The sequence below is a fragment of the Sphingomonas sp. jy18 genome, assembly GCF_056931895.1.
This window is the reverse complement of record NZ_JBXPBT010000007.1, coordinates 79,471-103,813: the sequence shown is the minus strand read 5'-3', so window position 1 is coordinate 103,813 and position 24,343 is coordinate 79,471. Positions and strand designations below refer to the sequence as shown.

Sequence of the window (24,343 nt, the reverse complement as noted above, 5' to 3'; positions counted from 1 at the left end):
ACCATGGGCAGCTCGGGAGAGGCGTCGCGCTCGCTCACCCCAGGCGCGCGAGCGCCGCCTCCAGCCGCTCCGCCTCCGCCGCACGCGCCGCATGGTCTTCCCGCGCCTTCTCGACCGCTTCGGGCTTGGCCTTTTCGGTGAAGGCGGGGTTGCCGAGGCGGGCGGCGAGGCTGCCCGCTTCCTTTTGCGCGGCGGCGAGCGCCCTTTCGAGCCGGGCGCGTTCGGCGGCGACGTCGATCACGCCGTCGAGCGGCACCGCATAGGTCGCGCCGTCGACGACGAGCTGCATGGCCGCACCACTCGGGGCGGGGTCGAAGTGGATCGCCTCGACGCGGCCCACGCGATCGATGGCGGGGGAAAGGCGGGCGATACGCGCCTGCGTCGTGGCATCGCACTCGGCGGCATAGAGCGGCAGACGCGCGCCCGGCGCGATGCCCAGCTCGGCCTTGGCCCCGCGCATCGCCTGCACCAGCGCGATCAGCCAGCCGATGTCGGCGCTGGCTTCTGCGTCCACGTCGGCGTTCGGTGCAGGCCACTTGGCGACGATCAGTTCGTAAGGCCGCTCGCCGGTCGCGTGCCACAGTTCTTCGGTGATGAATGGCATGAACGGGTGCAGCATGACCAGGATCTGGTCGAGCACCCAGCCGGCGACCGCGCGCGTCTCGTCGTCGATCTGGCCCTTGATCAGCTCCAGATACCAGTCGCAGAAGCTGCCCCAGGCAAACTGGTAGATCGCATTGGCGGCGTCATCGAAGCGGTATCCCGCCAGCGCCGTTTCTATACGCGTCGCGGTCGCAGCGGTTTCGCCGATGATCCAGCGGTTGACCGGCAGGGTCGCGCTCGGTGCGGCGAGCGTGGCGCTCGCGCCGATGCCGTTCGACAGGCAGAAGCGCGTCGCGTTCCACAGCTTGGTGGCGAAGTTGCGATAGCCCTCCAGCCGCGCGTCATCCATCTTGATGTCGCGGCCCTGGCTCTCCATCGCGCTCATGAAGAAGCGCAGCGCGTCCGCCCCATATTGGTCGATCAGTCCCAGCGGATCGACGACATTGCCCTTGGACTTGGACATTTTCTGCCCGTCGGGCGCACGCACCAGGCCGTGCAGATAGAGCGTCTTCCACGGCACATCGTTCATGAAGTGCAGGCCCTGCATCATCATCCGCGCATCCCAGAAGAACAGGATGTCGAAGCCGGAAATCAGCACGTCATTGGGGTAGTGGCGGGAAAGAAGGTCCTCCCCGCCACGGGGAGGACCCTGATCCGGCCAGCCCAGCGTGGCGAAGGGCCACAGCGCGGAGCTGAACCAGGTGTCGAGGACATCCTTGTCCCGAACGAAGACGACACCGCTACGCTTGGTTGCATCCGGCCCCGGCGACGAAAGCACATCGTTCAGCCAATTTGCCTCAGCTTCATCCATTGAATCATAGACGAACAGCAACGGACCGCCGCCATCGGCATATTCGGGACGATACTCGATCTGTTCATACGCTCCTTCCAGAGTTTCATCGACGATGATCTCCGAAACAGGATCGAGCGTGCCGGTTGCGCCATCCGTCTTGTAATGCCGGACATGCCACGCCGGAATCCGGTGCCCCCACCACAATTGCCGCGAGACACACCAGGGCTGGATATTCTCCATCCAGTTGAAGAACGTCTTCTCCCAGCTCTTGGGCACGATCTCGATCTTGCCGCTGCGCACCGCCTCGATTGCCGGCTGGGCGAGTGTCGCGGCATCGACATACCATTGGTCGGTCAGCCATGGTTCGATGACCTGGCCCGAGCGGTCGCCCAGCGGCGTCTGGATGACGCGATCTTCGATATGTTCGAGCAGACCCGCCGCCTCGATCAGCGCCACCACCTGTTTGCGCGCCTCGAACCGGTCGAGCCCGATCAGGTCGGCGGGGATCAGCCCGTCGGCCACCTGCACCACCTTCGCATCGGCATCGAACATGTTGAGCATGTCGGCGGGCTTGATGCCGGCGCGCTTGCCCACCTCGAAGTCGTTGAAATCATGCCCCGGCGTGATCTTGACCGCGCCCGAGCCCAGCTCGGGGTCGGCATGCTCGTCGGCGACGATCGGGATCAGGCGGCCCGTGATCGGCAGCCGCACCTGCTTGCCTATCAGGTGCTGATAGCGCTCGTCGGCAGCGTTGACGGCCACCGCCATGTCCGCGAGCATCGTCTCGGGGCGGGTGGTCGCGACGCTGATGGTGCCGCTGTCGTCGGCCAGCGGATAGCGGAAGTGCCAGAATTTGCCCTGCACCTCGCGGGTCTCGACCTCGAGGTCGGAGATGGCGGTCTTCAGGCCCGGGTCCCAGTTGACCAGCCGCTTGTCGCGATAGAGCAGGCCCTCGTTGTAGAGCTGCACGAACACTTTCACCACCGCACGGGTAAAGTGCGGGTCCATGGTGAACTGCTCGCGCTCCCAGTCCATCGAACAGCCCAGCCGCCTGAGCTGGCCGGTGATCTGCCCGCCGCTCTCCGCCTTCCATTCCCACACTTTGGCGATGAAATCGTCGCGGGAAAAATCGGTGCGCTTCTGCTGGCGCTCGGCCATCTGCCGCTCGACCACCATCTGCGTGGCGATGCCCGCATGGTCGGTGCCGACCACCCACAGCGCATCCTTGCCGCGCAGCCGCTCGTAACGGACCAGCACGTCCTGCAGCGTATTGTCGAGTGCGTGGCCGATGTGCAGCGCGCCCGTCACATTGGGCGGCGGGTTGACGATGGTAAAGGGCGTCGCCTCCGGCCGGTGCGGACGGAACAGGCCGTTGGCCTCCCAATGCGCGGCCCAGCGCGCCTCGATGGCGGCAGGATCGAAGGTCTTGGGCAGGCCGGACTCGGCGGGCGTATCGGCGGTATCAGTCATCGGCGGCGCATAGCCCGCCATGCTGCGCTGCGGCAAGAGGGGCTAGGGCGCCGGCGCTGCCACCCGCTCCGCCACCCATGGCAGCACGAACTGGCGATGTTCGGCCCAGCTTTGGCCGAGCATGCGGCCGTCGACCAGACAGGCGCTGTGCTGATAATCGCCCATGCCGTCGCTGGTGGTGAAGGCAACACAGCTGCGCCCGCGATTGCGGCCGTAGCGGCCGGAATTGATCGTCGAATTGTAGAAATCGCCGGTGATCGTGCCGTCAGCGGCGATGACTAGGTTCATCGGCTGGCTATAGGGCTCGGCATCATCGGCGATGCGCAGATCGACGCTCCATGCGCCAGCCACATCCGCGCCGCGTGCGGGGGCGTCTTGTGCCGCAGTCAGGATCAGCGCGGCACCGACAAGCAGGACGTTAGTTCCGATCACCTAATTTTCTCCTGCTGGCGGCTGTGGCCAATTCGAGACCCGGCGTCCAGTCCAGTTGTGGCTCCCGGCATGCGATTCCCTGATCCACGTACCGATGATCTCGTTACCGACCAAACATCCTTGAAAATGCACGCTATGCCTTCCGCCGTCGCTCATGACAAAACGCAAACATTGACCCTCGGACGAGATCCGATTGGAGCATGTAGGGGGAGTTAGTACGACTTCGGCGGACCACCTGATTGCAATGCTTCGGTCGGCATTGATTTGAAGGAAAGCCGCCATTCCGCCAGAGTCCGGAATATTATCGCTGTAACTTACCACCCAGCGACCGATGAGAGACCGCGAGCATTGCTCAGCTTGACTGACTTGCGCATTCAGCGATTCGGCAGGCGAATGTGCACCATCGTCGGTATGCAATGGTGCTGAAAGCGCTAGAGCAAGCGCCTCGATCACTGGCCAGTCCCTCCCGGCACCTCCGCCGCCATGACATTGCCCGCCCCCGTCCACCGCCGCATCCAGTCGAACACGCTGGTGTACCATTGCACGCTGTTGCGGCCCTTCAGGATCCAGTGGTTCTCGTCCGGGAAGATCAGCAACTGCGACGGAATGTCCTGCCGCTGCAGCGCGGTAAAGGCGGCCAGGCTCTGGCTGTAGGGGATGCGGAAGTCGCGCTCGCCGTGGATCACCAGCGTCGGCGTGCGCCAGTCGGTGACGTGGTTGACCGGGTTCCAGCGTTCGCGCTCGGCAGGGTCGCGATCCCACCACGGGCCGCCATGGTCCCATTCGTCGAACCACAATTCCTCGGTTTCGAAGGCCATGGCGCGCAGGTCGAAGATGCCGGCATGGGTGACCAGGCATTTGAAGCCGTCGGGCCAGTTACCGGCAATCCAGTTCATCATGTAGCCGCCATAGGAGCCGCCCGCCGCGCAGGCGTTGGCGGTGTCGACGCTGGCGTTGGTCGCTGCCGCCGCTGCCATGCCCAGCCGCAGATCCTCGAGCGGCTTGCCGCCCCAGTCGCGGTTGATGCTGTCGGTAAAGGCCTGTCCGTAACCCGTCGAGCCGTGGAAATCGATGGTCACCACCGCATAGCCGGCGGAGGCGAACAGCATCGGGTTCCAGCGGGTCGACCAGCCGTTGCCGAAGCTCGACTGCGGCCCGCCATGCACCAGCAGCACCGTCGGCAGCTTGCCGGTCACGCCCTGCGGGGTGAGGATCTGGCCATAGACCCGGTCTCCGCCGGCACCGGCAAAGCTGAACTGCTCATAATGCACCGGTGCGACACCCTGCACCGCCGAAGCGCCGACAGCGGTCAGCGCCCGGGTTTGCCCGCGCCGGTCCATCGCCACCAGATCGGTGGGGGAGGTGATCGAGTTGATGGCATAGACCATCCCGCCACCCGCCAGTGGCAACGTGTCGGAAACATTGCCCCGCTCGGTCAGCCGGGTGACGCGGCCCGAGCGGATGTCGACGCGATAGGCAGGATGCTCGAGCGTGTCCTGCGCGGTGACGATCAGGCTGCGGCTGTCCGCTGCCCAGGCGATCGAGGCGACCGAGCGGTCCCAGTCGGCGGTGAGCGGGCGGCGGCTGCCGCTGCGCAGATCGACCAGCATCAGTACCTGCCGGTCGGCCTCGTAGCCGGGGCGGGCCATGGCGGCGTAGGCCAGCCATCGGCCATCGGGGGAGGGCGTAGGCAGCGTGTCGGTGGCCTCGTTGATCGGCGTCATGTTGACGCCTTCGCCGCCGGTGGCGGGCGCGGCATAGATGTCGAGGTTGGTCGAGCGCGGCTCGGTGCGATTGGCGATACGCAGGGTGAAATAGACGGTGCTGCCGTCGGGGCTCCATGCCAGTTCCTCTGCGCCGCCGAACGGTTTGGACGGGGTGTCGCCGGTCAGCTCGGGCGCAATGGCGGCGGCAGCGCCGGTCAGCTTGCCATCCGCGCCCAGCGCGAAAGTGAAGGCGCGGCTATGGACGCCGGGGGTTTCCCATTCGTCCCAATGGCGCACGAACAGCGCGTTATAGGTCCGCCCGGTGCCGCCGCCCTGCGTCGCCAGATCGCCATTGCCTGCGCAGCCGAAGGTCGGGCAGTCAACCACGATATCGCCCCACAGCAGCACGCGGTTGCCGGTCGGGGAGAGGCGGAAGCCGGAAACATCGGCCAGCGTATCGCTGGCCTGCACCGGCGCGGCCCAGCCTGCATCGCCCAGCTCGGCGAACCACAACTGGCTCTTGCCGCTCTTGTTGGAGAGGAAATAGAGGCGCTTGCCATCGGGCGAAAAGGCCGGGCTGCTCTCGTTCGCGCCCGCGATATCGGCGACGCGGACCGGTTGCGCGCTGCCGTCGGCAGGCACGATCCACAGGCCGGTCGTCCGCGCATAGCTGTCCCGCGCGGTATCGGTCTGCTGATAGACCACCCAGCGCCCGTCCGGAGAGACGGCGGGCGCGGCGACCCGGCTCCAGGTGGCGAGATCGACCTGCGTCATCGGCGCCTGCGCGGCAAGCGGCGAGGTGAGGGCGGTGGCGGCGAAAAGCGCCAGTGCGGCGCGCAGGGGGGTGGTGATCATGGACGCGAGGATTAGGCCGTGCGGCGGCCTTCGCGCAATGGCAAACTACTGGGGGGCCGAGCTTCCTTGGCTTTCCGTTGGGGGGCAATCCGGCGAGCGGTGCCGCCCGTGTTCCCCTGCGAAGGCAGGGGTCCATTGCCAGTCGGTGCGGCAGGAGCTTCGGTCTTTGGAGAGGCTGGCATTGCCACGCTGCTGGGTCTTTGTGCCTTTGTGCGAGATTTTCCGGTTCACGCGGAGACGCGGAGACGCGGAGGACGGAGCAGGAATATCTCACGCAGAGGCGCAGAGGCGCAGAGGCGCGGACAAGGAAGAAGAAAGGGTTCGCGCAGAGGCGCAGAGGGCGCAGAGGATTCAGAGCCTGTCCTGGTCGGGTTGAATCGGAACCGTAGCCTGCGAGCTTGTCGAAGGGCGTTTATCGGCGAGGCGTGCTTCGACAAGCTCAGCACTACGGTTCAAACAAAACAGGACAACCTCTAGGCTGATCCGCGAAGCGGCTTGTTTTTGCCTTGTCGGATTGGACTGCGGGGTTGCGGGATCTGGGCGGCTTCGCCGCAAAGCCTCTCTGCGATCTCTGCGGTTTTCTTCCTCTGCGCCTCTGCGTGAACCCCTTTCTCTCCCCACGCCGCGTGAACCTCCTACCCTCTGCGCCTCTGCGTGAACAATGTCTGCCCTACCGGTGCAACCGCGCGATCGCGGCTTAAAGCCGGAGGGGGTGAGGACGACAGATCATCGACACTGCGGGTAATTCGGCGCGCCTGCAGACTGGCAACCCCAATCGCCATAGCCGAATGACCGGACCTGCGTCGCCACCGGGGGCCACGGCCTGTTCACCCGCGTGGCGTGCGGCTGGCTATACGGCGCTTGATGCGGCTGAAGGCGATCGGTGTTATCCGCAGGTAGCGGGCGATGTCGGCCTGCGACAGGCGGGCGAGCAGCGATGCCTCGCTCTCCAGCAGCGCGATATACCGCTGTTCCGCGGTCAGACACAGCAGCGCCTCCTCGCGCGCCTGCTTGCGTGCGACCAGCCAGCGGTTGAAGGCAGCCACCTGCTCGGCCAGCGCTGCATCGCCGGCAACCGCTTGCCGCAGCCACGCCCCCGGCAGCGTCAACAGCTGCGATGGCTCGATGCAGAGGGCCGAAAAGCGGCTGGTCTCGCCTTGATCGACGGCGGTGCCGAACACTCCGGCATCGACGATCAGGCTCTTGATCCATTCGCTGCCGTCCGCCCCCTGATAAGCCAATTTGGTAAGCCCGGAGAGTTGCAGCACGATGAGGTCGCGCTGCTCGCCCTGGTCGAACACCGTCTCACCCTTGGCCTGGCGGACAGGCCGCCACAGCCCGTCGCTGCTGGCGCGTGGCTGGATGGCGGCGATCAGGGCATCGGGCGAAAACATCATTCCTCTATAAATCGAGGTTCATCGCGCTGGCTATGGTCTGCGCTATCGATGCGCTCCTTGGCATAGGACAAAGGATAACAGCGTGCAGTTGAAGGATCGGACCATCCTCATCACCGGCGGCAGCCGCGGTATCGGGCGTGCCATGCTGCCCAGGCTGCTTGCGCATCGGCCGCGCGCGCTGATCGTGGTGGCCCGTGGCGGCTCGGCGCTGGAGGACGTCGCGACGCTCGACCCGGCCGTACGCACGATAGCTTGCGATCTCGCCGATCCTGCCGCGGTCGACGCATTGGCCGCGACGGTGCGTGTCGACCATTCCGATCTGTCGGTGCTCATCAACAATGCCGGGACGCAGGCGCTGACCGATCTTGTCGCCAGCGACGCGCCCGACCGGGTCGCATCGCTGCGCCGGGAAATCGCGCTCAATTTCGAAGGCGTCATCGCGCTGACACTGGGGGTGATGCCAGTGTTGCTGGCGCAACCGGCCGCCGCGCTTGTCTCCGTCACCTCCGGCCTCGCGCTCGCGCCCAAGCAAAGCTCGCCGGTCTATTGCGCGACCAAGGCGGGCATGCGCAGCTTCACCAAGGCCCTGCGCTATCAGGCGGAGGCGCGCGCGGCGCAGTTGCGGGTCATCGAGGCGCTGCCACCGCTGGTCGATACCGGCATGACCGAGGGGCGCGGGCGCGGCAAGATCAGCGCCGACGCCTGCGCGCGGGAGATCGTCGACGGCATCGTCGCCGGCAAGACCAGCATCTATGTCGGCAAGGCCAAGCTGCTGCGCGCCATCTTCGGCCTGTCGCCCGCCCTCGCTGAGCGGATCATGCGCCATGGCTGAGACGCCGTCCCGCACCGCCCGGCTGATCCTCGCGCTCGAACGGCGCGCGGACCGCCGCTGGTTCCTGCCCGCCGTCGGAGTCTCCCCGCTCTGCGACTATGTCCTGCCTGTGCTGCCCAACCAGTTGCTGCTGATGGGTCTGTCGATCGGCCTGCCGCACCGCTGGCTCGCCTTGGGCCTCACCTTCATCGCAGCGACCGCATTGGGTGCCGGCCTCTGTGCCTTCGCCATCCAGCATTGGGGCCAGGCGGTGCTCGACCAGTGGCTGGTGGGACAGCCGGATACCGGGTCCGTCGCCGCGGTTCTGGAGACCGTCCGCCATTATGGCCTGCCGGCGCTGGGCCTGATTGCCATGCTCCCATGGCCGCCGCGCACCGCGGTGGTGGCATGTGCCATCGCCGGACTGTCCCCGATTGCGATTGCGCTGGCGGTGATGGGCGGCCGCATCGTCCCGACCGTCGCCATGGCCGCCATCGGCGCCAAGGCGCCCACGCTGCTGCGGCGTTTCAAGGGTATCGACGCCGTGTTGCGGCAGGTGGAGGCCGCCCGGGCGGCACGCTGACGCGCGCTGTTGCCTACCCCTGGCCAGCCACGCCCAGCACCCACGCGAACTCGTCCGCACGCAGCGCATCGCTCTGGGCGCGGGTGCTGCCGATGCCATGTCCGGCGTCGAAATCGACGCGCAGCATGGCGTCGCAGCCCTTCGCCTGCAGCGCGGCGGTGAATTTGGCGCTGTGGAAGGGGGCAGCGCGCGGATCGTTGATGCCGGTCTGCACCAGCACCTTGGGCCAGCGCGCAGGGACCGGGTTGTCGAGCACGGCGCGATAGGCGTCCATCGCATACATGATGCGGAAGCTCTCGGCGTCGACCATCGGGCCCCATTCCTCGATATCGGCGACATTCTGTTCGGCGACATAGCGGATCGGGTTCATGAAGCCGACCTCGGCAATCGCGCCGGCAAACAGGTCCGGCCGCTCGGTCATCGCCCGGCCGATGGTGATGCCGCCGGCCGATATGCCCCAGCCGACCAGATGCGCCGGAGCGGTCACACCCTCGGCGATCAGCGCCTCGCAGACGTCGATCAGGTCACGCCAGGTGTTGGGCTTGGTCGCCTTCTTGCCGGCGTCATGCCATTCGCGGCCATAGTCGCCGCCGCCGCGCACCGCGGCATCGACATAGATGCCGCCCGCCTCGAGAAAGGCGATCACCCGCGCATTGAAATAGGGCGTATTGCTGCTGCCGTAAGCGCCATAGGCCGTCGCCAGCACCGGGTTGCGCCCGTTCGCCTGCCAGCCGCGCTTGGCCAGGAAGCTGTAGGGAATGCGGGTGCCGTCGCGCGCGGTGGCGAAGCGCAGTTCCGAGACATAGGGCGAGACATCGATCGGCGGGGGCGGGCTGAGGCCGGTATCGGTGGCGCTGCCATCGGGGGCGACGCGGACGATTTTGGTCGGGCTCAGCCAGTCGGTGACGGCAGCGAACACCGCATCTTCGCGCGCATCGCTGTGCATCATCGAGGTGCTGCCGCCGAACGGCAGTTGCAGCGGGTGGACGCCGCGCGCGTCGACCATGGTCAGCCGCTGCACCCCGGCATCGAGATATTGCGCGACCGCGCCGCCCTTGATCGCATAGACGCTCTCCAGCACCGCCTCGCCGGTCGGCAGGACCAGTTGCGCGCTGGCGAGATCGGGCGCGGACAGCCGCGTTTCGATGAGCTTGCGGCGCGGCGCGCCCTTTTCCGACACCAGCCACAGCCGGTCGCCGGCAGCGGCATAATCGGTGATGCCGTCCTCGACCGCAGCCACCCGGGTGAAGCGCGGGTTGCCCGCCAGCCATTCGGAGACGCGCACCGTCCACAGCCGGTTTTCGGGCACGCTGTCATAGACGCCGATCATGGCATAATCGGTGTCGGCGATGGTGGCGACGATCGGGAACTGGCCTTCGGTGATCGGCACGTCGGCGAACATGCCGCGCTTCAGCACCACCCGGTCGCTCGCCGGATCGCTGCCCAGCCGGTGCAGCCGCGTCTCGCTGTCGAGATAGAGCTGCGGCGTCTCGCGCGCGCCGGTCAGCGCGTGGTAGAAAAAGCCGCTCCTGTCCGGCAGCCAGCTGATCGCGCCGAAATCGGTCATCGGGATGCGCGTCGGCAGCACGGTGCCGTTGGCCAGCTCCATGATGTGCAGCACCGATGCCTCTGACCCGGCGGGCGACAGGCCATAGACCAGATAGCGCTGGTCCGGGGAGACATCCCACCAGTCGATGCTGATGTGGCTGTCGCCCTGCCGCATCGTCGCCGGGTCGAGGATGGTCGATACCGTGCCGTCCGCCGCGCGGCGATAGAGCGCGAAGAATTGCGAGCCGGCCGGGCGCTGCTCATAGAGGATCGAGCCATCGGCCAGCGGCGTCAGATCGGAGGTCGATACGCTCTCGCCCGACAGCGCCGATACCCGCGCCTGCATCGCGGCATTGCCGGGCAGCGCGGAGAGTCGCGCGCGGGTCGCGGCATTCTGCGCTTCGAGCCACGGCCGCCAGTCAGGATCGCTGCCGCTTTCCATCCAGCGATAGGGGTCGGTCAGGGTCGTGCCCCAATAATCGTCGGTCGCGTCGACGGTTTTGGCCGCGGCAGGCGCGCCCTGCGCCAGCAGGCGCGCGGGCAGGGCAGAGATGGCGGTGGTCGCGGCAATCGCGGCGAGCAGGCGGCGGCGGTCGATCTTGAGCATAAAGGGTCGGAATCCTGCGCTGATTCATGGCGAGTTCGGGATGCGACCCCCGTCGTTGGGCACAGCTTATTCCGCCGCATAGGCAGCGGCGCAAGCCTCAAATTAGAGGCTCACCAGCCCGCTCAGCACCGCAAGCCCGAGGAAGGCGAGGAAGCCCATCGAGTCGGTGATCATCGTCACGAACACCGAGGAAGCGACCGCCGGGTCCTGGTCGAAATGGTCGAGCGCCACCGGGATCAGCACGCCGGCGAGGCCTGCAATCACGATGTTGGTCAGCATCGCCGCCGCGATGACCGCGCCGAGATGCCAGTCGCCTGACCACACGGTCACGCCGATCCCGGCGATGATGGCAATGGTGCTGCCATTCATCAGCGCGATGGTCAGTTCGCGGACGATGGCGCGGCGCGTGTTGGACTGGGTCAACTGGTTGGTGGCGATGGCGCGCACGGTCACCGCCAGCGTCTGCGTTCCGGCATTGCCGCCGACACCGGCGACGATCGGCATCAGCACGGCGAGCGCCACCATCTGCTCGATGGCCCCGCCGAAGAAGCTGATCACGCTCGATGCCACCAGCGCGGTGCCGAGGTTGGCGACCAGCCAGCGGATGCGCGCGCGATAGCTCTCGCCCGGGCTTTCGTTGATGTCGCCTTCGCCCGCGCCGGCCAGGTTGAGCACGTCCTCGCCGGCTTCCTCCTGGATGATGTGGACGACATCGTCGACGGTGATCATCCCGACCAGCCGCCCGGCGGTGTCGACCACCGCGGCGGAGATCAGCGCATATTTCTGGAAGCGCAGCGCCACCTCTTCCTGGTCCATGTCGACCGGGATCAGGGTCTGCTGGCGCATCATCACGTCGGCGATGGCGATTTGCCGCGGCGTGCGCAGGATCCAGCTGAGCTGGCAGTAGCCGACCGGGCGGTGCAGTGGGTCGACGACATAGATTTCCCAGAAGTCGGAGCCGATTTCCGGGTCGTCGCGCAGCCGGTCGATGACATCGCCGACGGTGACATGTTCGGGCACTGCCACCAGATCGCGCTGCATCAGGCGCCCGGCGGATTCCTCGGGGTAGGACAGCGCATCCTCGATCGCGGCGCGGTCCTCGGGCTCCATCGCGGCGAGCACGGCGGCCTGATCCTCGGCCTCCATGTCCTCGATCATCGCGACGGCATCGTCGGTATCGAGCTCGGCGGCGATTTCCGCGACCTGCTCGGGTTCGAGCGTGTCGACGATGTCCTCGCGGACATAGTCATTCATCTCGGCGATCACGTCCGCGTCGATGAGGTCGCCCAGCGCGGCGGCAAGCGCGGGCCTTGCGTCTTCGCGCGTCAGTTCGATGAGGTCGGCACGGTCGGCGGGGTGCAGCGGTCGCACCAGATCGCGCGCGGCCTCGTCGTCGCCCGCTTCGACGGCGGCGAGCACGGTGCGCACGAAATCGGGGCGCAGCCGGTCATCCTCGTCGAGATTGTCGGGCGCTGGCAGGTCGATGCGCGTGTCGTCGCTCATGCTGCCCTCTTCCGATGATGCGCTGCGTGGTTCGTGGGTGGCGGGATAGGCGCGATGCGCGCCAATGGCAATTGCAGTTCCTCCCCGGAGCGGAGAGGCGCAGGGGGTGACGCCGCCGCTTCCCGCCGCTATGGGCGCGCCATCCCCAATCCACGCAAGGACAGTCCATGACCGCCGAAACGCTTACCCTGACGCTCGACACCGGCGATGTCGTCATCCGCCTCCGTCCCGATCTGGCTCCCGGTCATGTCGAGCGCATCACGGCCCTCGCCAGCGAAGGCTTCTATGACGGCGTCGTTTTCCACCGTGTCATCGACGGTTTCATGGCGCAGGGCGGCGATCCGACCGGCACCGGCATGGGCGGCTCCAAGCTCCCCGACCTCAAGGCCGAATTCAACAGCGAGCCGCATGTGCGCGGCGTCTGCTCGATGGCGCGGGCACAGAACCCCAACAGCGCCAACAGCCAGTTCTTCATCTGCCTCGACGACGCGACCTTCCTCGATCGCCAGTACACCGTGTGGGGCGTGGTAGAAAGCGGCATGGAGCATGTCGACGCGCTGCCCAAGGGCGAACCGCCCCGCGCTCCGGGCAAGATCGTCAAGGCGACCGTCGCCTGATCCATCGCCATTTGCTGCTTTTGCACGTCGCTGCAGAGGCGCAGCAGGCATCTATCGATGACCTTGTGAGGGTGCGCCATGCCAGTGGCGCACCCTTTTCACATGTGCGGCCGGCTGCCAGACCGATCTCGATAACCCCTCTCGTCGCCCCGTGCTTGACACGGGGCAAGGCTTTCGCTGGCGCGGCTGCCAACGAAGCCAGGCCCCGCATCAAGTGCGGGGCGGGGGGTGTAGCGGCGCGGACTTCAGCGCCGGGTCGTCCGACCCACTCCGCCCCTCAGGCGGCGCGGGCGCTGCTGATGGTGACTTCCATGAAGCGCGCCGGGCTGGCGGGATTGGCGTTGCGCATCACCTGCGCATAGCCGTTGCCGGACAAGGCATGCAGCGGCATGCCCGCGGCGGCCAGCGCATAGGGGGAGACGCGGTGGCGCGTCACCAGCCCGCCTGACCCGTCGCTGATCAGCGGCGTTTCGAACTCGACGCCGAAGTCGCTGTCGCTGCTGCGCGTCACCCGCGCCAGCGCGAGCTGGCCCTTGCCGAGATCGAGCACCAGCTCCTCGCCGGCCGGGACGCCCAGCAATCCCTCGATGCGCGCACCGGTGATGGAAAGGTCGCGCACGATCGCTTCGTAGCGGTGGTCTTCGTGGATCACGCCGATGCGGCGGAACACGGATCGGCGCTCGGGTCGGTAGCGGTCGGGGCCCTTGGGCGCGATGCTGAACTCGCCCGCGCTCATCCGCGCCATCAGCTCATCCATCGGCATCGCCTTGGCGAACAGCCAGCCCTGGATGTAGCGGGCGCCCTTGGCGCAGACCAGCTCCATCTGGTCGAACGCCTCGACGCCCTCGACGGTCGTTTCCATGCCCAGCGCGTCGGCCAGGCCGATGATCGCAGCGATGATCTTCAGGCTGTTCTTGTCGTTCTGGGTGCAGCTCGCAACAAAGCTCTTGTCGACCTTGAGCTTGTCGAACGGCGCCGAGCGCAGATAGCTCAGCGACGAAAAGCCCGTCCCGAAATCGTCGAGCGCCAGCCTCACCCCCAGCGCCTTGATCGCGCGGAACAGCTCGTCGACGGTCTCGCTGTCGCCCAGGAACACGCTTTCGGTCAGTTCCAGTTCCAGCCGCGCCGGGTCGAGTCCGCTGATCTCCAGCGCGGCGTTCAATGTTTCGAGGAAGCCCGCATCGGCGAACTGCGCAGCGGAGACGTTGACGGCGACACGCAGCTCGCTCGGCCATTGCGCCGCATCGACGCAGGCGCGGTTGAGCGCCCAGGCACCCAGGGGCCCGACCAGATTATAGTCCTCGGCGATCGGTATGAAGGTGGCAGGGCCGATCGGCCCGCGCTCGGGATGGTCCCAGCGCATCAGCGCCTCGCAGCACACCACGCGATTGTCCGACGTGCGCACCACCGGCTGATAGTGGAGCTGCAACTGGTTGGTCTCCAGCGCGTCGCGCAGCTCGTCGACCATCGCCTGCCGCTCGGCTTCCTCGTCCTTCAGGTCATGGTCGTAGAAGCGATACTGGCCGCGCCCGCCATTCTTGGCGGCATAGAGCGCAAGGTCGGCATTGCGGGTCAGTTCCTCGCGCTCGACCCCGTCATAGGGCGCGATGGCGATGCCGACAGACGCGCCGATGATGGCATGCTTGTCTCCCATCAGATAGGGCTGCGACAGCAGTTGCACGATCTTGCCGGCGAGTTCGGCGAGTTTGCCGCGGTCGTCGAGGTCGGGCAGGATGATCTGGAATTCGTCGCCGCCCAGCCGGCCGATTTCCCCGCGCTGGCCCACCACCGATTGCAGGCGGGTCGCGACCAGCTTGAGCAGCGCGTCGCCGGCCGGATGGCCCATGCTGTCGTTGACCGCCTTGAACCGGTCGAGATCGAGCATCAGCAGCGCGACCGAGCGCTGCGCTTCCTTGAACGCGGCCAGCATGACGTCGAGCCGGCGGGTCATGCGGTGCCGATTGGCAAGCCCGGTGAGCGCGTCATATTCCGCCATGCGGCTGTCGACCAGCGCACGCTCATAATCGTTGGTCACGTCCTTGACGCTGCCGCGATAGCCCAGGAAATTGCCGGAAGCGTCATGCTTGGGCTGGCCGCTCAATTGCCACCACATCCGGCGGGCGGTGCCGGCCTTGCCGCCCTGCGCGCCCTCCTTATCCGGCCCGACCAGCACCTGCACCACCAGGTCGGCAATGCGGGTGTGCGCGGTCAGGATGAACTTGAGCGGGCGATCCGACTTCGCGGCCGGATTGTCCCGGTCGACCTCGAACAATTCGCCCAGCGGCCGTGCCAGTACCGCCTCGGCCGCCATGCCCAGCGCCTTCATCGCGTCGTCGGACAGGTAGATCAGCCGCCCATCGGCGTCGGTTGCCCAGATCCAGCCGACCCCCGCGCTTTCGAAATCGTCGAGCAGTTCCAGCCGCCGACGCGCGTCGCCGCTGCGCACCACCGACGTGCCATCGATGGTGCCCGCGTCATTGCCGCCAGTCAGGGACCGGAAAAAACTCATCTTTCGCTCCGTGGCCCCGCGCCGAGTCGGGGGCCGTGCGTCATCGGTAGCGGTCCACAATGGACATAGCGTAAACCGCGGCTATGTTTCGCGGTGGCTGCGCAACCATCGCTTGCGCCACTTTCCGTTGACGTTAAGGTGAACCAAGCCAAATCTGTCCGGAGAGAGAATGCCATGCCCCGTCAGCCGCTTCCCGCCATTTTCGATTCGCTGCGCCTGCCGGTCATCGGCTCGCCGCTGTTCATCATCTCGGGTCCGGAGCTGGTCATCGCCCAGTGCAAGGCCGGCATCGTCGGCTCCTTTCCTGCGCTCAACGCCCGTCCGCAGAGCCTGCTCGACGAATGGCTGCACCGGATTACCGAGGAACTGGGCGCCTGGAATGCGGCCAATCCCGACACGCCGGCCGCGCCGTTCGCGGTCAACCAGATCGTCCACAAATCGAACGACCGGCTGATGCAGGATCTCGCCACCTGCGAAAAATGGAAGGTGCCGATCACCATCACCTCGCTCGGCGCGCGGGAGGAGCTCAACCAGGCGGTGCACGGCTGGGGCGGCATCACCCTGCATGACGTGATCGATGACCGGTTCGCCCGCAAGGCGATCGAGAAGGGCGCCGACGGCCTGATCCCGGTCGCGGCAGGTGCGGGCGGCCACGCCGGCACGCTCTCGCCCTTCGCGCTGATGCAGGAAATCCGCCAGTGGTTCGACGGGCCGGTGGCGCTGTCGGGTGCGATCGGCTGCGGCCGCTCGATCCTCGCCGCGCAGGCACTCGGCGCGGACTTCGCCTATATCGGCTCGGCCTTCATCGCCACCGAGGAAGCCAACGCGGTCGATGGCTACAAGCAGGGCATCGTCGACGGCCGCGCCGCCGACATCGTCTATTCCAATCTCTTCACCGGCGTGCACGGCAATTATCTGCGCGGCTCGATCGTCGCCGCCGGCATGGACCCGGACAATCTGCCCGAAGGCGATCTCAAGACGATGAACTTCGGCTCGGGCGACAGCCCCAAGGCCAAGGCGTGGAAGGATATCTGGGGCTCGGGCCAGGGCATCGGCACCATCGCCAAGGTCAGCAGTGTCGCCGATCTCGTCGCGCGGTTCGAGGGCGAATATCACGCTGCGTTCGACGAACTCGCCGGGGCAATCCGCCGGCGGTAGGGACCCGCAGCCCTGCGCTACGGAAAATGGATGAGGTCGATCGCCGCATCCAACGTCGAATAGTCGGCGAACAGCCGCATCGGGTCATGCCGGTTGAGCAGCAGCAGGCGCGGTGCCGATCCGGCCAGCGTCGCCCGCAGCGCCCGCTGCAACCGGTGCAGCCGCGCCACGGCGTCGTGCGCATCCTGTCCGTGGGCATGGTGCAGGCGGCGGATGCGCTCGACCCGCGCGGTCACCACCGCCGAATAGCGGGGGTGCGGCCCGCGGTGCATCGCCGCACCGCAGCGCGCCGCCGTCGCCTCGTCCGACGGCAGGCGGATCAGATTGGTGCGGTCGTCGTCGATATGGAAACCCGCGATGTTGAGCCCGCGCAGGAAGCGCCCGATCTGGGCGTGGCGCAGCAGCGCGAGCGGAATCAGATGATGCTGCTGGAACCGGCTGGCACAGGCATCGGCCGCGCGCACCGTGCCGCCTGCCGGTCAGTCGCCGGCTGGCCTCAGCGCGGCATGGACGATGCCGTCGCGCGGCGCGTCGATCGCCAGCACATCCCCGTCGTCTATGCCCGCCACCGTCATCGGTCCGTCGATGCCCCCATGCATCATCGCGTCGACCGCCAGCCTCGCAGCATGGCGTAAAGCCTGCCTTGCGCCACAGGCCGAAGGCGCGGTTAACCGCAATTCGTGATCGCAGAACCAGGCCAGCCCGGCGCTGCCGACCAGTATCTCCTCGCCCGCACTGCAATCGAAGCCGATCAGATGCATCACCGGCGGCAGACCCTGCCGTTCGACCGCGGCCACTGCGTCGCAGAACAGGCCGGCGGGGGACCATAGGCGTGCGGGCAGCCAGCCGATCAGGCAGCCGTCGATCGGCGATGCGATCATCCCCGTGAGCGCGCTCAGCCGCAGCAGGCCCTCGATGTCGCGCCGGTCGTCCTGGCAGCGCAGCGCCAGCGTCCAGCCGCCTTCGGCTGGCGGTGGCGATGCGGTGCCGATGGTGCGGCAGGGGGCGCGGGTCGCTTCGGCAAACAGCGGCGCGGCGTCGGCGCCGGCGGCCCACTGCATCGTGCGCCCGCCGAAGCTCAGCTGCTGCGCATCGTCGGGATTGAGGCCGGATCGCGCGAACAGCGCGCGCAGCGGCGGCACCGATTGCGCCGACGCCGCCGGAGCCCAGAGCAGCATCCAGCCCCCGGGTCGATCATCGCGCCCCGATGCGCCGATCGCCGCTCCATCCTCCATACATTGCAGGCTAGGTCGTAAACTCATAAAATGCACGTTCGAGGCAGCGAAATGGCGAAGATGTCGGGTTCAGGTGGCCGCCGCGGGTGGTGGTTCCACCTGCAAGGCCGCTTGGAGCCGAGATCGAAGCCATTTCGCCGCCCCGAAGGGGTTCGACCCATTTTGTCCATGGCTGCGTCGGCAAAGCTTGAAATATCGACATATTCCTGCGCCTTGCCTCCTTGCCCTGAACAAAATGGCCTCGAACCTCGAACGCGCATTTTATGGGTTTACGACCTAGGCGCACTGGCGGCCCCTGCGCCACCATAAACTGAAAGACTGGCTCCATTTCGGAGCCTTCGCCTCAGATTTCGACCTGGCTGCCCAGTTCGACGACGCGATTGGTGGGCAGGCGGAAAAACTCCATCGCGCTTTCCGCGTTGCGCAGCATCCACGCGAACAGCTTTTCGCGCCAGATCGCCATCCCCGGCCGCGCGGAGGCGAGCAATGTCTGGCGGGAGAGGAAAAAGCTGGTGTCGATCATGCGGAACTGCGGGCCGCACATCGTCACCCGTTCCAGCGCGGCGGGCACATCGGGCGTCTGCATGAAGCCATAGCGCAGGATCACCCGGTGGAAGCCCTGGCCCAGATCCTCGCAGTCGAGCAGCCGCTCGTCGTCGACGAACGGCACGTCTTTGATCTGCACGGTCAGCAGGATGATGCGCTCGTGCAGCACCTTGTTGTGCTTGAGGTTGTGGAGCAGGGCAGGGGGCACGCCCTTGGCGGTGGAGGTCATGAACACCGCCGTCCCGGGCACCCGCTTGGCGCTGTTGGCGGCGCTCTGCACGAACAGGCTGATCGGCATCGCGCCTTCCGCCAGCCGCTCCTGCATCAGCTTGCGGCCGCGCGCCCAGGTGGTCAGCAGCGTGAAGATGATCAGGCCGATGATCAGCGGCACCCAGCCGCCATCGGGCACCTTGGTCAGATTGGCGGTCAGATAGGCGATGTCGACGATGAAGAAGATCGCGAGCAGCGGCACCGCATAGCCCCAATGCCAGCGCCACAGGCTGAACAGCACCACCACCAGCAGGCAGGTGTCGATGGTCATCGCCCCGGTCACGGCAATGCCATAGGCCGCAGCGAGGTTGGACGATGACTGGAAGGTCAGCACCAGCACGATCACCATCACCATCAGCCCCCAGTTGACCGTGGGGATGTAGATCTGCCCGGCGGACGCGGCGCTGGTATGGTCAATGCGCATGCGCGGTATGAAACCGAGTTGGATCGCCTGCTGCGTGACCGAGAAAGCGCCGGTGATGACCGCCTGGCTGGCGATGATGGCGGCCATGGTCGCAAGGATGACCAGCGGCAGGCGCAGGGCTTCCGGTGCGAGCAGGAAGAAGGGATTGCGGATGGCTTCGGCCGCTTCGGCCGGGGACAGGGCAACGATCATCGCCCCCTGCCCGAGATAGTTCAGCATCAGCGCGGGAAGCACGAACACCATCCACGACAGTCCGATCGGCTTGCGGCCGAAATGGCCCATATCGGCGTAGAGCGCCTCCGCACCCGTGACGGCGAGGACGACCGACCCTAGCGCCAGAAAGGCGAGCCAGCCGTCGATGCGAAAGAAATTGAACGCATACCAGGGGTTCAGGGCCTTGAGTATGCTGGGATTCTCGATGATCTGCACCGTGCCGAGGGTCGCCAGCACGGCAAAGTAGACGAGCATGATCGGCCCGAACAATTGCCCGACCTTGCCGGTGCCGCGGCTCTGGATCAGGAACAGGCCGACGATGATGCCCACGGTGATCGGCAACACGAATGTCGAGGTGCGCGGGTCCAGCACCACCAGACCCTCGACCGCGCCAAGCACGGTGACCGCCGGCGTGATCATGCTGTCGCCATAGAAGAGAGCGGTCGCGAACACGCCCAGCATGACGATCATCGGCGCCCATTTGCGGGTGTCGGTGGTCGATCGGTTGATCAGCGCCAGCAGCGCCAGACTGCCGCCCTCGCCCTTGTTGTCGGCGCGCATGATGATCGCGACATATTTCAGCGTCACCACCAGCATCATCGACCAGAAGACGAGGCTGAGCACGCCATAGATGTGCACCGCGTCGGGCGCGAGCGGGTGGTGCCCGGCGAAGGTTTCGCGGAAAGCGTAGATCGGGCTGGTGCCGATGTCGCCGAAGACAACGCCGATGGCGCCGACCGCCAGCTTCAGAAACGGGTCTGCGTGGCCGTGACCGGTTTCGAGATCGCCGTCTTCGCCATGGCCTTCGTCCATGGGTCCTTCCGGCGTGCTTGCTGCGGTCATGCCGCGACTCCGCAAAAATGGGCCGACCCTATGTCGGCGGGCGCGCCTATCACGAGCGCGTCATGGCATCAATTGCCTTGCGCAGCGGGGGCAGGGGCGGCCGTCGGCGCAGCAGGGGCAGCCGGCGCAGCGGCTGGCGGCGCGGGCGCAGCGGGCGCGGGCGGCAGTTGCGCGAGGCGTCCGGTCAGGTCCTCACGCCACGGCGCGTTGGGCGGCGATCGGTCGAGCAATTCCTGCCAGATGGCACGCGCCCCTTCAAGGTCGCCGCCCTGCGCCAGCGCAAGACCGGCGAAAAAGGGTGGCGCCGGGTGGCCGGGGTCGATTGCTGCCGCCTTGTCGAACGCCATCGCCGCAGCCGGGGTCATCAGGCCGTTGCCGTGCGCGACCAGCGCATTGCCATAGGCCACCCACAAGTCGATGTTGCGCGGGTCGCGCCGCACCGCCGTTTCGAGCAGCATGGCCGCCGCACGGGTGCTGCCGTTGCGCAGCAGACCGTCAGCCATGGTCAGCATCGCTGCCGAATCGCCGCCATTGCCGGTCAGCCCGCCGCGCGGGTCCTCCAGCTTTTCACCGAAGCCCGCCGGTTCGACGTCGGCCTGCGATTCCACCGGCCGTCCTTCCGCCCCGGGCTGGCCCAGCAGCAGATAGCCGGTCAGACCCAGCATGATCGCTGCGCCCAGCGGAATGCGCGCTGCATTGGGCAGGCGAGCGGCCAGCACGGTCGCTGCCCAGACGATGAGGCCAAGCCCCAATACCGCGATGATCGTGGTCATCGGCCTGTCTCCCCGCTGGTCTGCTCCCCGCCGGTCTGCTCCCCACTGCTATGCACCCCGCCGGCATCCGACGCGCCGGCAGGTTCGGCACTGCCGCCGCGCATCCGGCTGAACGCGAGCCAGCCGCCGACCAGGAGGGCGAGCAGCGGCGCCAGATAGAGCATGATGGTGTCGGCGCCCAGCGGCGGCTCATAGGTCACCCAATTGCCATAGCGGTCGACCAGAAATTGCTTGATCTGGGCCGGTGTTTCCCCGGCGAGCAGCTTTTCGCGCACCTGGCTGCGCATGTCGCCGGCCAGCGGCGCGTCGGAATCGGCAATCGACTGACCCTGGCAGACCAGGCAGCGCAGCTCGTGCATCAGATCGCGCGCCTGCGCTTCCTTCGCCGGGTCGTCGAGCTGGCGATAGGCGTAGGGCGCGGGCGGCAGGCTCGACTGTGCCGCGAGCGGTGCGGCAAGGCCCAGCGCCATGAGCAGCGCGATCAGCCACCTCATTGCCGCATCTCCTCGAGCTTGGCCATGATCTCGGGGATCCGCTCGGGCTCGATGATGCCCTGGATCTGTTCGCGGATGATGCCGTTGCCATCGACCAGGAACGTCTCCGGCACGCCCGAGGAGCCCAGCGCGATCTGCACCTGGCTGCGCGTGTCCGCACCGATGCCGGCATAGGGATTGCCATTTTCGGCAAGGAAGGCGGCGAGCTGGTCCTGCCGGTCGCGGATGGCGATGCCTTCGATGATCACCCCGCGATCGCGCAGTTCCTCGAGCACCGGTGCCTCGACACGGCACGGCACGCACCAGCTGGCAAAGACGTTGAGCAGGCGCGGCTTGCCGTCGGCAAAGTCGCGGCTGGCAAGGCCGGGCTGGCCGGGCATCGCCGGCGGCAGGTCGAACACCGGCATCGGCTTGTCGATCCAGTGCGATTCGATCAGGCGGCTTTGCCCGCCCGCCATCAGCCCCCAGGCGAACAGCAGCCCGAGCGCGCCGACGATGATCAGCGGCAGCCACAGCCAAAAGGATGGCCGGGCGACATCGGGCCGCGCATTGCGGTTGGAAGGTGCCGTGCCGCCGCTCATGCCGCGCTTCCCCTGCGCAGCGCCGGGATCAGCCGCTGCGGCTGGGCGCGGCCGATCAGCGCCAGCGCGCCGCCGAGCGCGATCAGCCCGCCGCCCAGCCAGATCCACCACACCAGCGGTTTCCACCACAGGCGCAGCTGCCAGCGTTCGCGGCCCTGCGCGTCGCGGCCGGCGCTCTGGCCGAGCACGGCATAGAGCTGCCCGTCCCAGGTGGTCAGCAGCGCCGCCTCATTGGTTTCGGTCGGCGGCTGGGTGAAGCTGCGTGCCTGCGGGCGCATCGTCACCGGGTCGCCATTGTTGCGGCGCACCGTCAGCTCGGCCTCGATCGCGGTCCAGTTCGGCCCCAGCACCGGGCGGACATCGGCCAGCGTCACCGTCCAGTTGGAGACGCTGGTCTGCTCGCCCGCGCGGACCGCGACCAGCCGCTCCTTGATGAAGGCGCTCTCGCTCGCCATCCCCACCAGCGCCAGCCCGATGCCGAAATGGGCGATGACCATGCCATATATGGCGAGCGGGGTGCGCCTGAGATTGCGGCCGACCAGCGGCGCGAAGCTGATCAGCATCACGGCAATGCCCAGCGCCAGGCCGAGCATCGACAGGATCGACATGCCCGGCGCGACCAGCACCAGCGTGGCGACGGTCAGCATGGGAATGGCGAGCAGCACCGGCAGCCAGCGCTTGGCCTTGGCCCCGTCGTCACGCCGCCACCGCAGCAGCGGCCCCAGCACCATCACCGCGACCAGCGGCAGCGCGAACAGGCCGGCGACCGGATTGTAATAGGGCGGGCCGACCGAAATCTTCGAGCCGAAGGCTTCGGCGACGATCGGCGACAAGGTGCCGACCAGCACCACGACGAGGATGATCGTCAGCAGCAGATTGTTGATCACCAGCGCGGCTTCGCGGCTCAGCCAGTTGAACTTCTGGCTTTCCGCGACACTGCCGACGCGCAGCGCGAACAGCAGCAGCGCGCCGCCGATATAGATGGCGAGCAGCGCCAGGATGAAGGTGCCGCGCGCGGGATCGGTGGCAAAGCTGTGGACGCTGGTCAGCAGGCCCGAACGGACGAGGAAGGTGCCGACCATCGACATCGAAAAGCCGACCACCGCCAGCATCACCGTCCAGGCGCGCAGCGCGTCGCGGGTTGCGGTGACGCTGACCGAGTGCAGCAGCGCGGTCGCTGCCAGCCACGGCATCAGCGAGGCATTCTCCACCGGATCCCAGAACCACCAGCCGCCCCAGCCGAGCTCATAATAGGCCCAATAGCTGCCCGCAGTGATGCCCAGCGTCAGGAAGATCCACGATCCCAGCACCCACGGCCGCATCGCCCGGGCAAAGGCCGGGCCGACGTCGCGGGTGACGAGCGCGCCGACCGCGAAGGAGAAGGCGACCGACAGGCCGACATAGCCGATGTAGAGCGTCGGCGGATGGAAGGCGAGGCCGGGGTCCTGCAGCAGCGGGTTGAGGCCCATGCCCTGTGGCGGTGCCGGGATCAGCCGCTTGAACGGGTTGGAGACGAACAGCAGGAAGGCGAAGAAGCCGACCGCCAGTGCGGCCTGCGCGGTCAGCGTCGCGGTCAGCGTACGTGTATCGAGCCGCTTTTCGAACAGGCCGATGCAGGCGCCGGCAAAGCCGAGGATGGTCAGCCACAGCAGCATCGAGCCTTCATGATTGCCCCAGGCGCCGCTGATCTTGTAGATCAGCGGCTTGTCCGAATGGCTGTTGCGCGCGACCAGATCGACCGACATGTCGGAGCGGACGAACAGCCAGATCAGCAGCAGGAAGGCGGCGAGGGTGAGCAGCCCTTGCGCGATGGCGAGCGGGCGGGCGGCGATCAGCGGCGCCCCGCGCAGTTCCATCACACCGGCAACGATCTGCAGCAGCGCCAGCGCCGCCGCGATCCACAGCATCGCATGACCGAGTTCGGCGATCATGCGCCGCCCTCCACCGTCGCCCCGGCATTTTTCGGCATCTCGCCCATCTGCGGCGGCATGTAATTCTCGTCATGCTTGGCGAGGATTTCGTCGGCGATGAAGGTGCCGTCGGCGGTGAAACGCCCGTCGGCCACCGCGCCCTGGCCCTCGGCGAACAGGTCCGGCACGATGCCGGTATAGCGTACCGGCACGCTCGCCTGTCCGTCCGTCAGGCGGAAGGTGATGCTGACCCCGTCGGGCAGGCGCACAATGCTGCCCGCTTCGACCATCCCGCCCAGCCGCGCAGCGTCGCCGGGGGTGATGGTCGCCGCCTTGGCCTCTGCGGGCGTGTAGAAGAAGGCCGCCTGGTCCTTGAGCGCCAGGCTGGCGAGCAGGCCGGCGCCGACGATGGCGACCAGCGCCGCTGCGGCGAGCATCAGGCGTTGCTGCTTGGGTTTCATG

At 67.1% G+C, this 24,343-nt stretch carries 19 protein-coding genes; 4 read left to right on the top strand and 15 right to left on the bottom strand.

The window, feature by feature from the left end; genetic code table 11:
• Positions 1–34: 34 nt before the first annotated feature.
• The 4 genes from AC0QC4_RS14775 to AC0QC4_RS14760 form a co-directional block, all read right to left on the bottom strand.
• Positions 35–2,866 (bottom strand): valine--tRNA ligase, encoded by a 2,832-nt coding sequence (locus AC0QC4_RS14775; RefSeq protein WP_483660674.1) that lies wholly within the window; start codon positions 2,864–2,866, stop codon positions 35–37.
• A 42-nt stretch (positions 2,867–2,908) separates the two neighbouring features.
• Positions 2,909–3,298: a hypothetical protein gene (locus tag AC0QC4_RS14770; RefSeq protein WP_483660673.1), complete on the bottom strand. Its 390-nt coding sequence runs from the start codon at positions 3,296–3,298 to the stop codon at positions 2,909–2,911.
• A 449-nt stretch (positions 3,299–3,747) separates the two neighbouring features.
• The gene (locus AC0QC4_RS14765; protein WP_483660672.1) at positions 3,748–5,859 is read right to left on the bottom strand and encodes a dipeptidyl-peptidase 5; all 2,112 of its coding nucleotides are present in this window, start codon (positions 5,857–5,859) and stop codon (positions 3,748–3,750) included.
• 827 nt (positions 5,860–6,686) lie between these two features.
• Positions 6,687–7,253 (bottom strand): Crp/Fnr family transcriptional regulator, encoded by a 567-nt coding sequence (locus AC0QC4_RS14760; RefSeq protein WP_483660671.1) that lies wholly within the window; start codon positions 7,251–7,253, stop codon positions 6,687–6,689.
• A gap of 85 nt (positions 7,254–7,338) precedes the next feature.
• Between AC0QC4_RS14760 and AC0QC4_RS14755 the strand changes: the two genes are divergently transcribed.
• Both AC0QC4_RS14755 and AC0QC4_RS14750 read left to right on the top strand, forming a co-directional pair.
• Positions 7,339–8,088 carry an SDR family oxidoreductase gene (locus AC0QC4_RS14755; RefSeq protein ID WP_483660670.1) on the top strand — a complete coding sequence of 250 codons (750 nt, stop codon included), beginning with the start codon at positions 7,339–7,341 and terminating at the stop codon, positions 8,086–8,088.
• On the top strand, positions 8,081–8,650 hold the full coding sequence (locus tag AC0QC4_RS14750) for an SNARE-associated domain-containing protein (RefSeq protein WP_483660669.1): 570 nt from the start codon (positions 8,081–8,083) through the stop codon (positions 8,648–8,650). Before AC0QC4_RS14755 ends, AC0QC4_RS14750 begins: the two co-directional genes overlap by 8 nt.
• A gap of 13 nt (positions 8,651–8,663) precedes the next feature.
• Here AC0QC4_RS14750 and AC0QC4_RS14745 read toward each other — a convergent pair whose 3' ends face one another.
• Both AC0QC4_RS14745 and mgtE read right to left on the bottom strand, forming a co-directional pair.
• The gene (locus AC0QC4_RS14745; RefSeq protein ID WP_483660668.1) at positions 8,664–10,805 is read right to left on the bottom strand and encodes a prolyl oligopeptidase family serine peptidase; all 2,142 of its coding nucleotides are present in this window, start codon (positions 10,803–10,805) and stop codon (positions 8,664–8,666) included.
• A gap of 102 nt (positions 10,806–10,907) precedes the next feature.
• The gene (mgtE, locus tag AC0QC4_RS14740; RefSeq protein WP_483660667.1) at positions 10,908–12,308 is read right to left on the bottom strand and encodes a magnesium transporter; all 1,401 of its coding nucleotides are present in this window, start codon (positions 12,306–12,308) and stop codon (positions 10,908–10,910) included.
• Between the two features lie 167 nt (positions 12,309–12,475).
• On the opposite strand from mgtE, the gene AC0QC4_RS14735 reads away from it, so the two are divergent.
• A complete protein-coding gene (locus tag AC0QC4_RS14735; protein WP_483660666.1) occupies positions 12,476–12,925 on the top strand; it encodes a peptidylprolyl isomerase in 450 nt (149 codons plus the stop codon).
• Positions 12,926–13,202: 277 nt separating this feature from the next.
• Here the strand turns inward: AC0QC4_RS14735 and AC0QC4_RS14730 are convergent, their stop codons facing one another.
• Positions 13,203–15,434: an EAL domain-containing protein gene (locus tag AC0QC4_RS14730; protein WP_483660665.1), complete on the bottom strand. Its 2,232-nt coding sequence runs from the start codon at positions 15,432–15,434 to the stop codon at positions 13,203–13,205.
• Positions 15,435–15,608: 174 nt separating this feature from the next.
• Here AC0QC4_RS14730 and AC0QC4_RS14725 point away from each other — a divergent pair, with 174 nt between their 5' ends.
• The gene (locus AC0QC4_RS14725; protein ID WP_483660664.1) at positions 15,609–16,592 is read left to right on the top strand and encodes an NAD(P)H-dependent flavin oxidoreductase; all 984 of its coding nucleotides are present in this window, start codon (positions 15,609–15,611) and stop codon (positions 16,590–16,592) included.
• Positions 16,593–16,609: 17 nt separating this feature from the next.
• Here AC0QC4_RS14725 and AC0QC4_RS14720 read toward each other — a convergent pair whose 3' ends face one another.
• The 8 genes from AC0QC4_RS14720 to ccmE form a co-directional block, all read right to left on the bottom strand.
• Positions 16,610–17,056 carry an AHH domain-containing protein gene (locus AC0QC4_RS14720; RefSeq protein WP_483660663.1) on the bottom strand — a complete coding sequence of 149 codons (447 nt, stop codon included), beginning with the start codon at positions 17,054–17,056 and terminating at the stop codon, positions 16,610–16,612.
• Between the two features lie 15 nt (positions 17,057–17,071).
• On the bottom strand, positions 17,072–17,770 hold the full coding sequence (locus tag AC0QC4_RS14715; RefSeq protein ID WP_483660662.1) for a hypothetical protein: 699 nt from the start codon (positions 17,768–17,770) through the stop codon (positions 17,072–17,074).
• A 400-nt stretch (positions 17,771–18,170) separates the two neighbouring features.
• Positions 18,171–20,093, bottom strand: coding sequence for a potassium transporter Kup (locus AC0QC4_RS14710; protein ID WP_483660691.1), 1,923 nt, complete (start codon positions 20,091–20,093; stop codon positions 18,171–18,173).
• A 98-nt stretch (positions 20,094–20,191) separates the two neighbouring features.
• The gene (locus tag AC0QC4_RS14705) at positions 20,192–20,896 is read right to left on the bottom strand and encodes a tetratricopeptide repeat protein (RefSeq protein WP_483660661.1); all 705 of its coding nucleotides are present in this window, start codon (positions 20,894–20,896) and stop codon (positions 20,192–20,194) included.
• Positions 20,893–21,390, bottom strand: coding sequence for a cytochrome c-type biogenesis protein (locus AC0QC4_RS14700; protein WP_483660660.1), 498 nt, complete (start codon positions 21,388–21,390; stop codon positions 20,893–20,895). Before AC0QC4_RS14700 ends, AC0QC4_RS14705 begins: the two co-directional genes overlap by 4 nt.
• Positions 21,387–21,971, bottom strand: coding sequence for a redoxin domain-containing protein (locus AC0QC4_RS14695; RefSeq protein ID WP_483660659.1), 585 nt, complete (start codon positions 21,969–21,971; stop codon positions 21,387–21,389). Before AC0QC4_RS14695 ends, AC0QC4_RS14700 begins: the two co-directional genes overlap by 4 nt.
• Entirely contained in the window at positions 21,968–23,902 is a 1,935-nt protein-coding gene (locus tag AC0QC4_RS14690) for a heme lyase CcmF/NrfE family subunit (RefSeq protein ID WP_483660658.1), read from the bottom strand. Before AC0QC4_RS14690 ends, AC0QC4_RS14695 begins: the two co-directional genes overlap by 4 nt.
• Entirely contained in the window at positions 23,899–24,342 is a 444-nt protein-coding gene (ccmE, locus tag AC0QC4_RS14685; protein ID WP_483660657.1) for a cytochrome c maturation protein CcmE, read from the bottom strand. Before ccmE ends, AC0QC4_RS14690 begins: the two co-directional genes overlap by 4 nt.
• Between the last annotated feature and the right edge of the window lies 1 nt (position 24,343).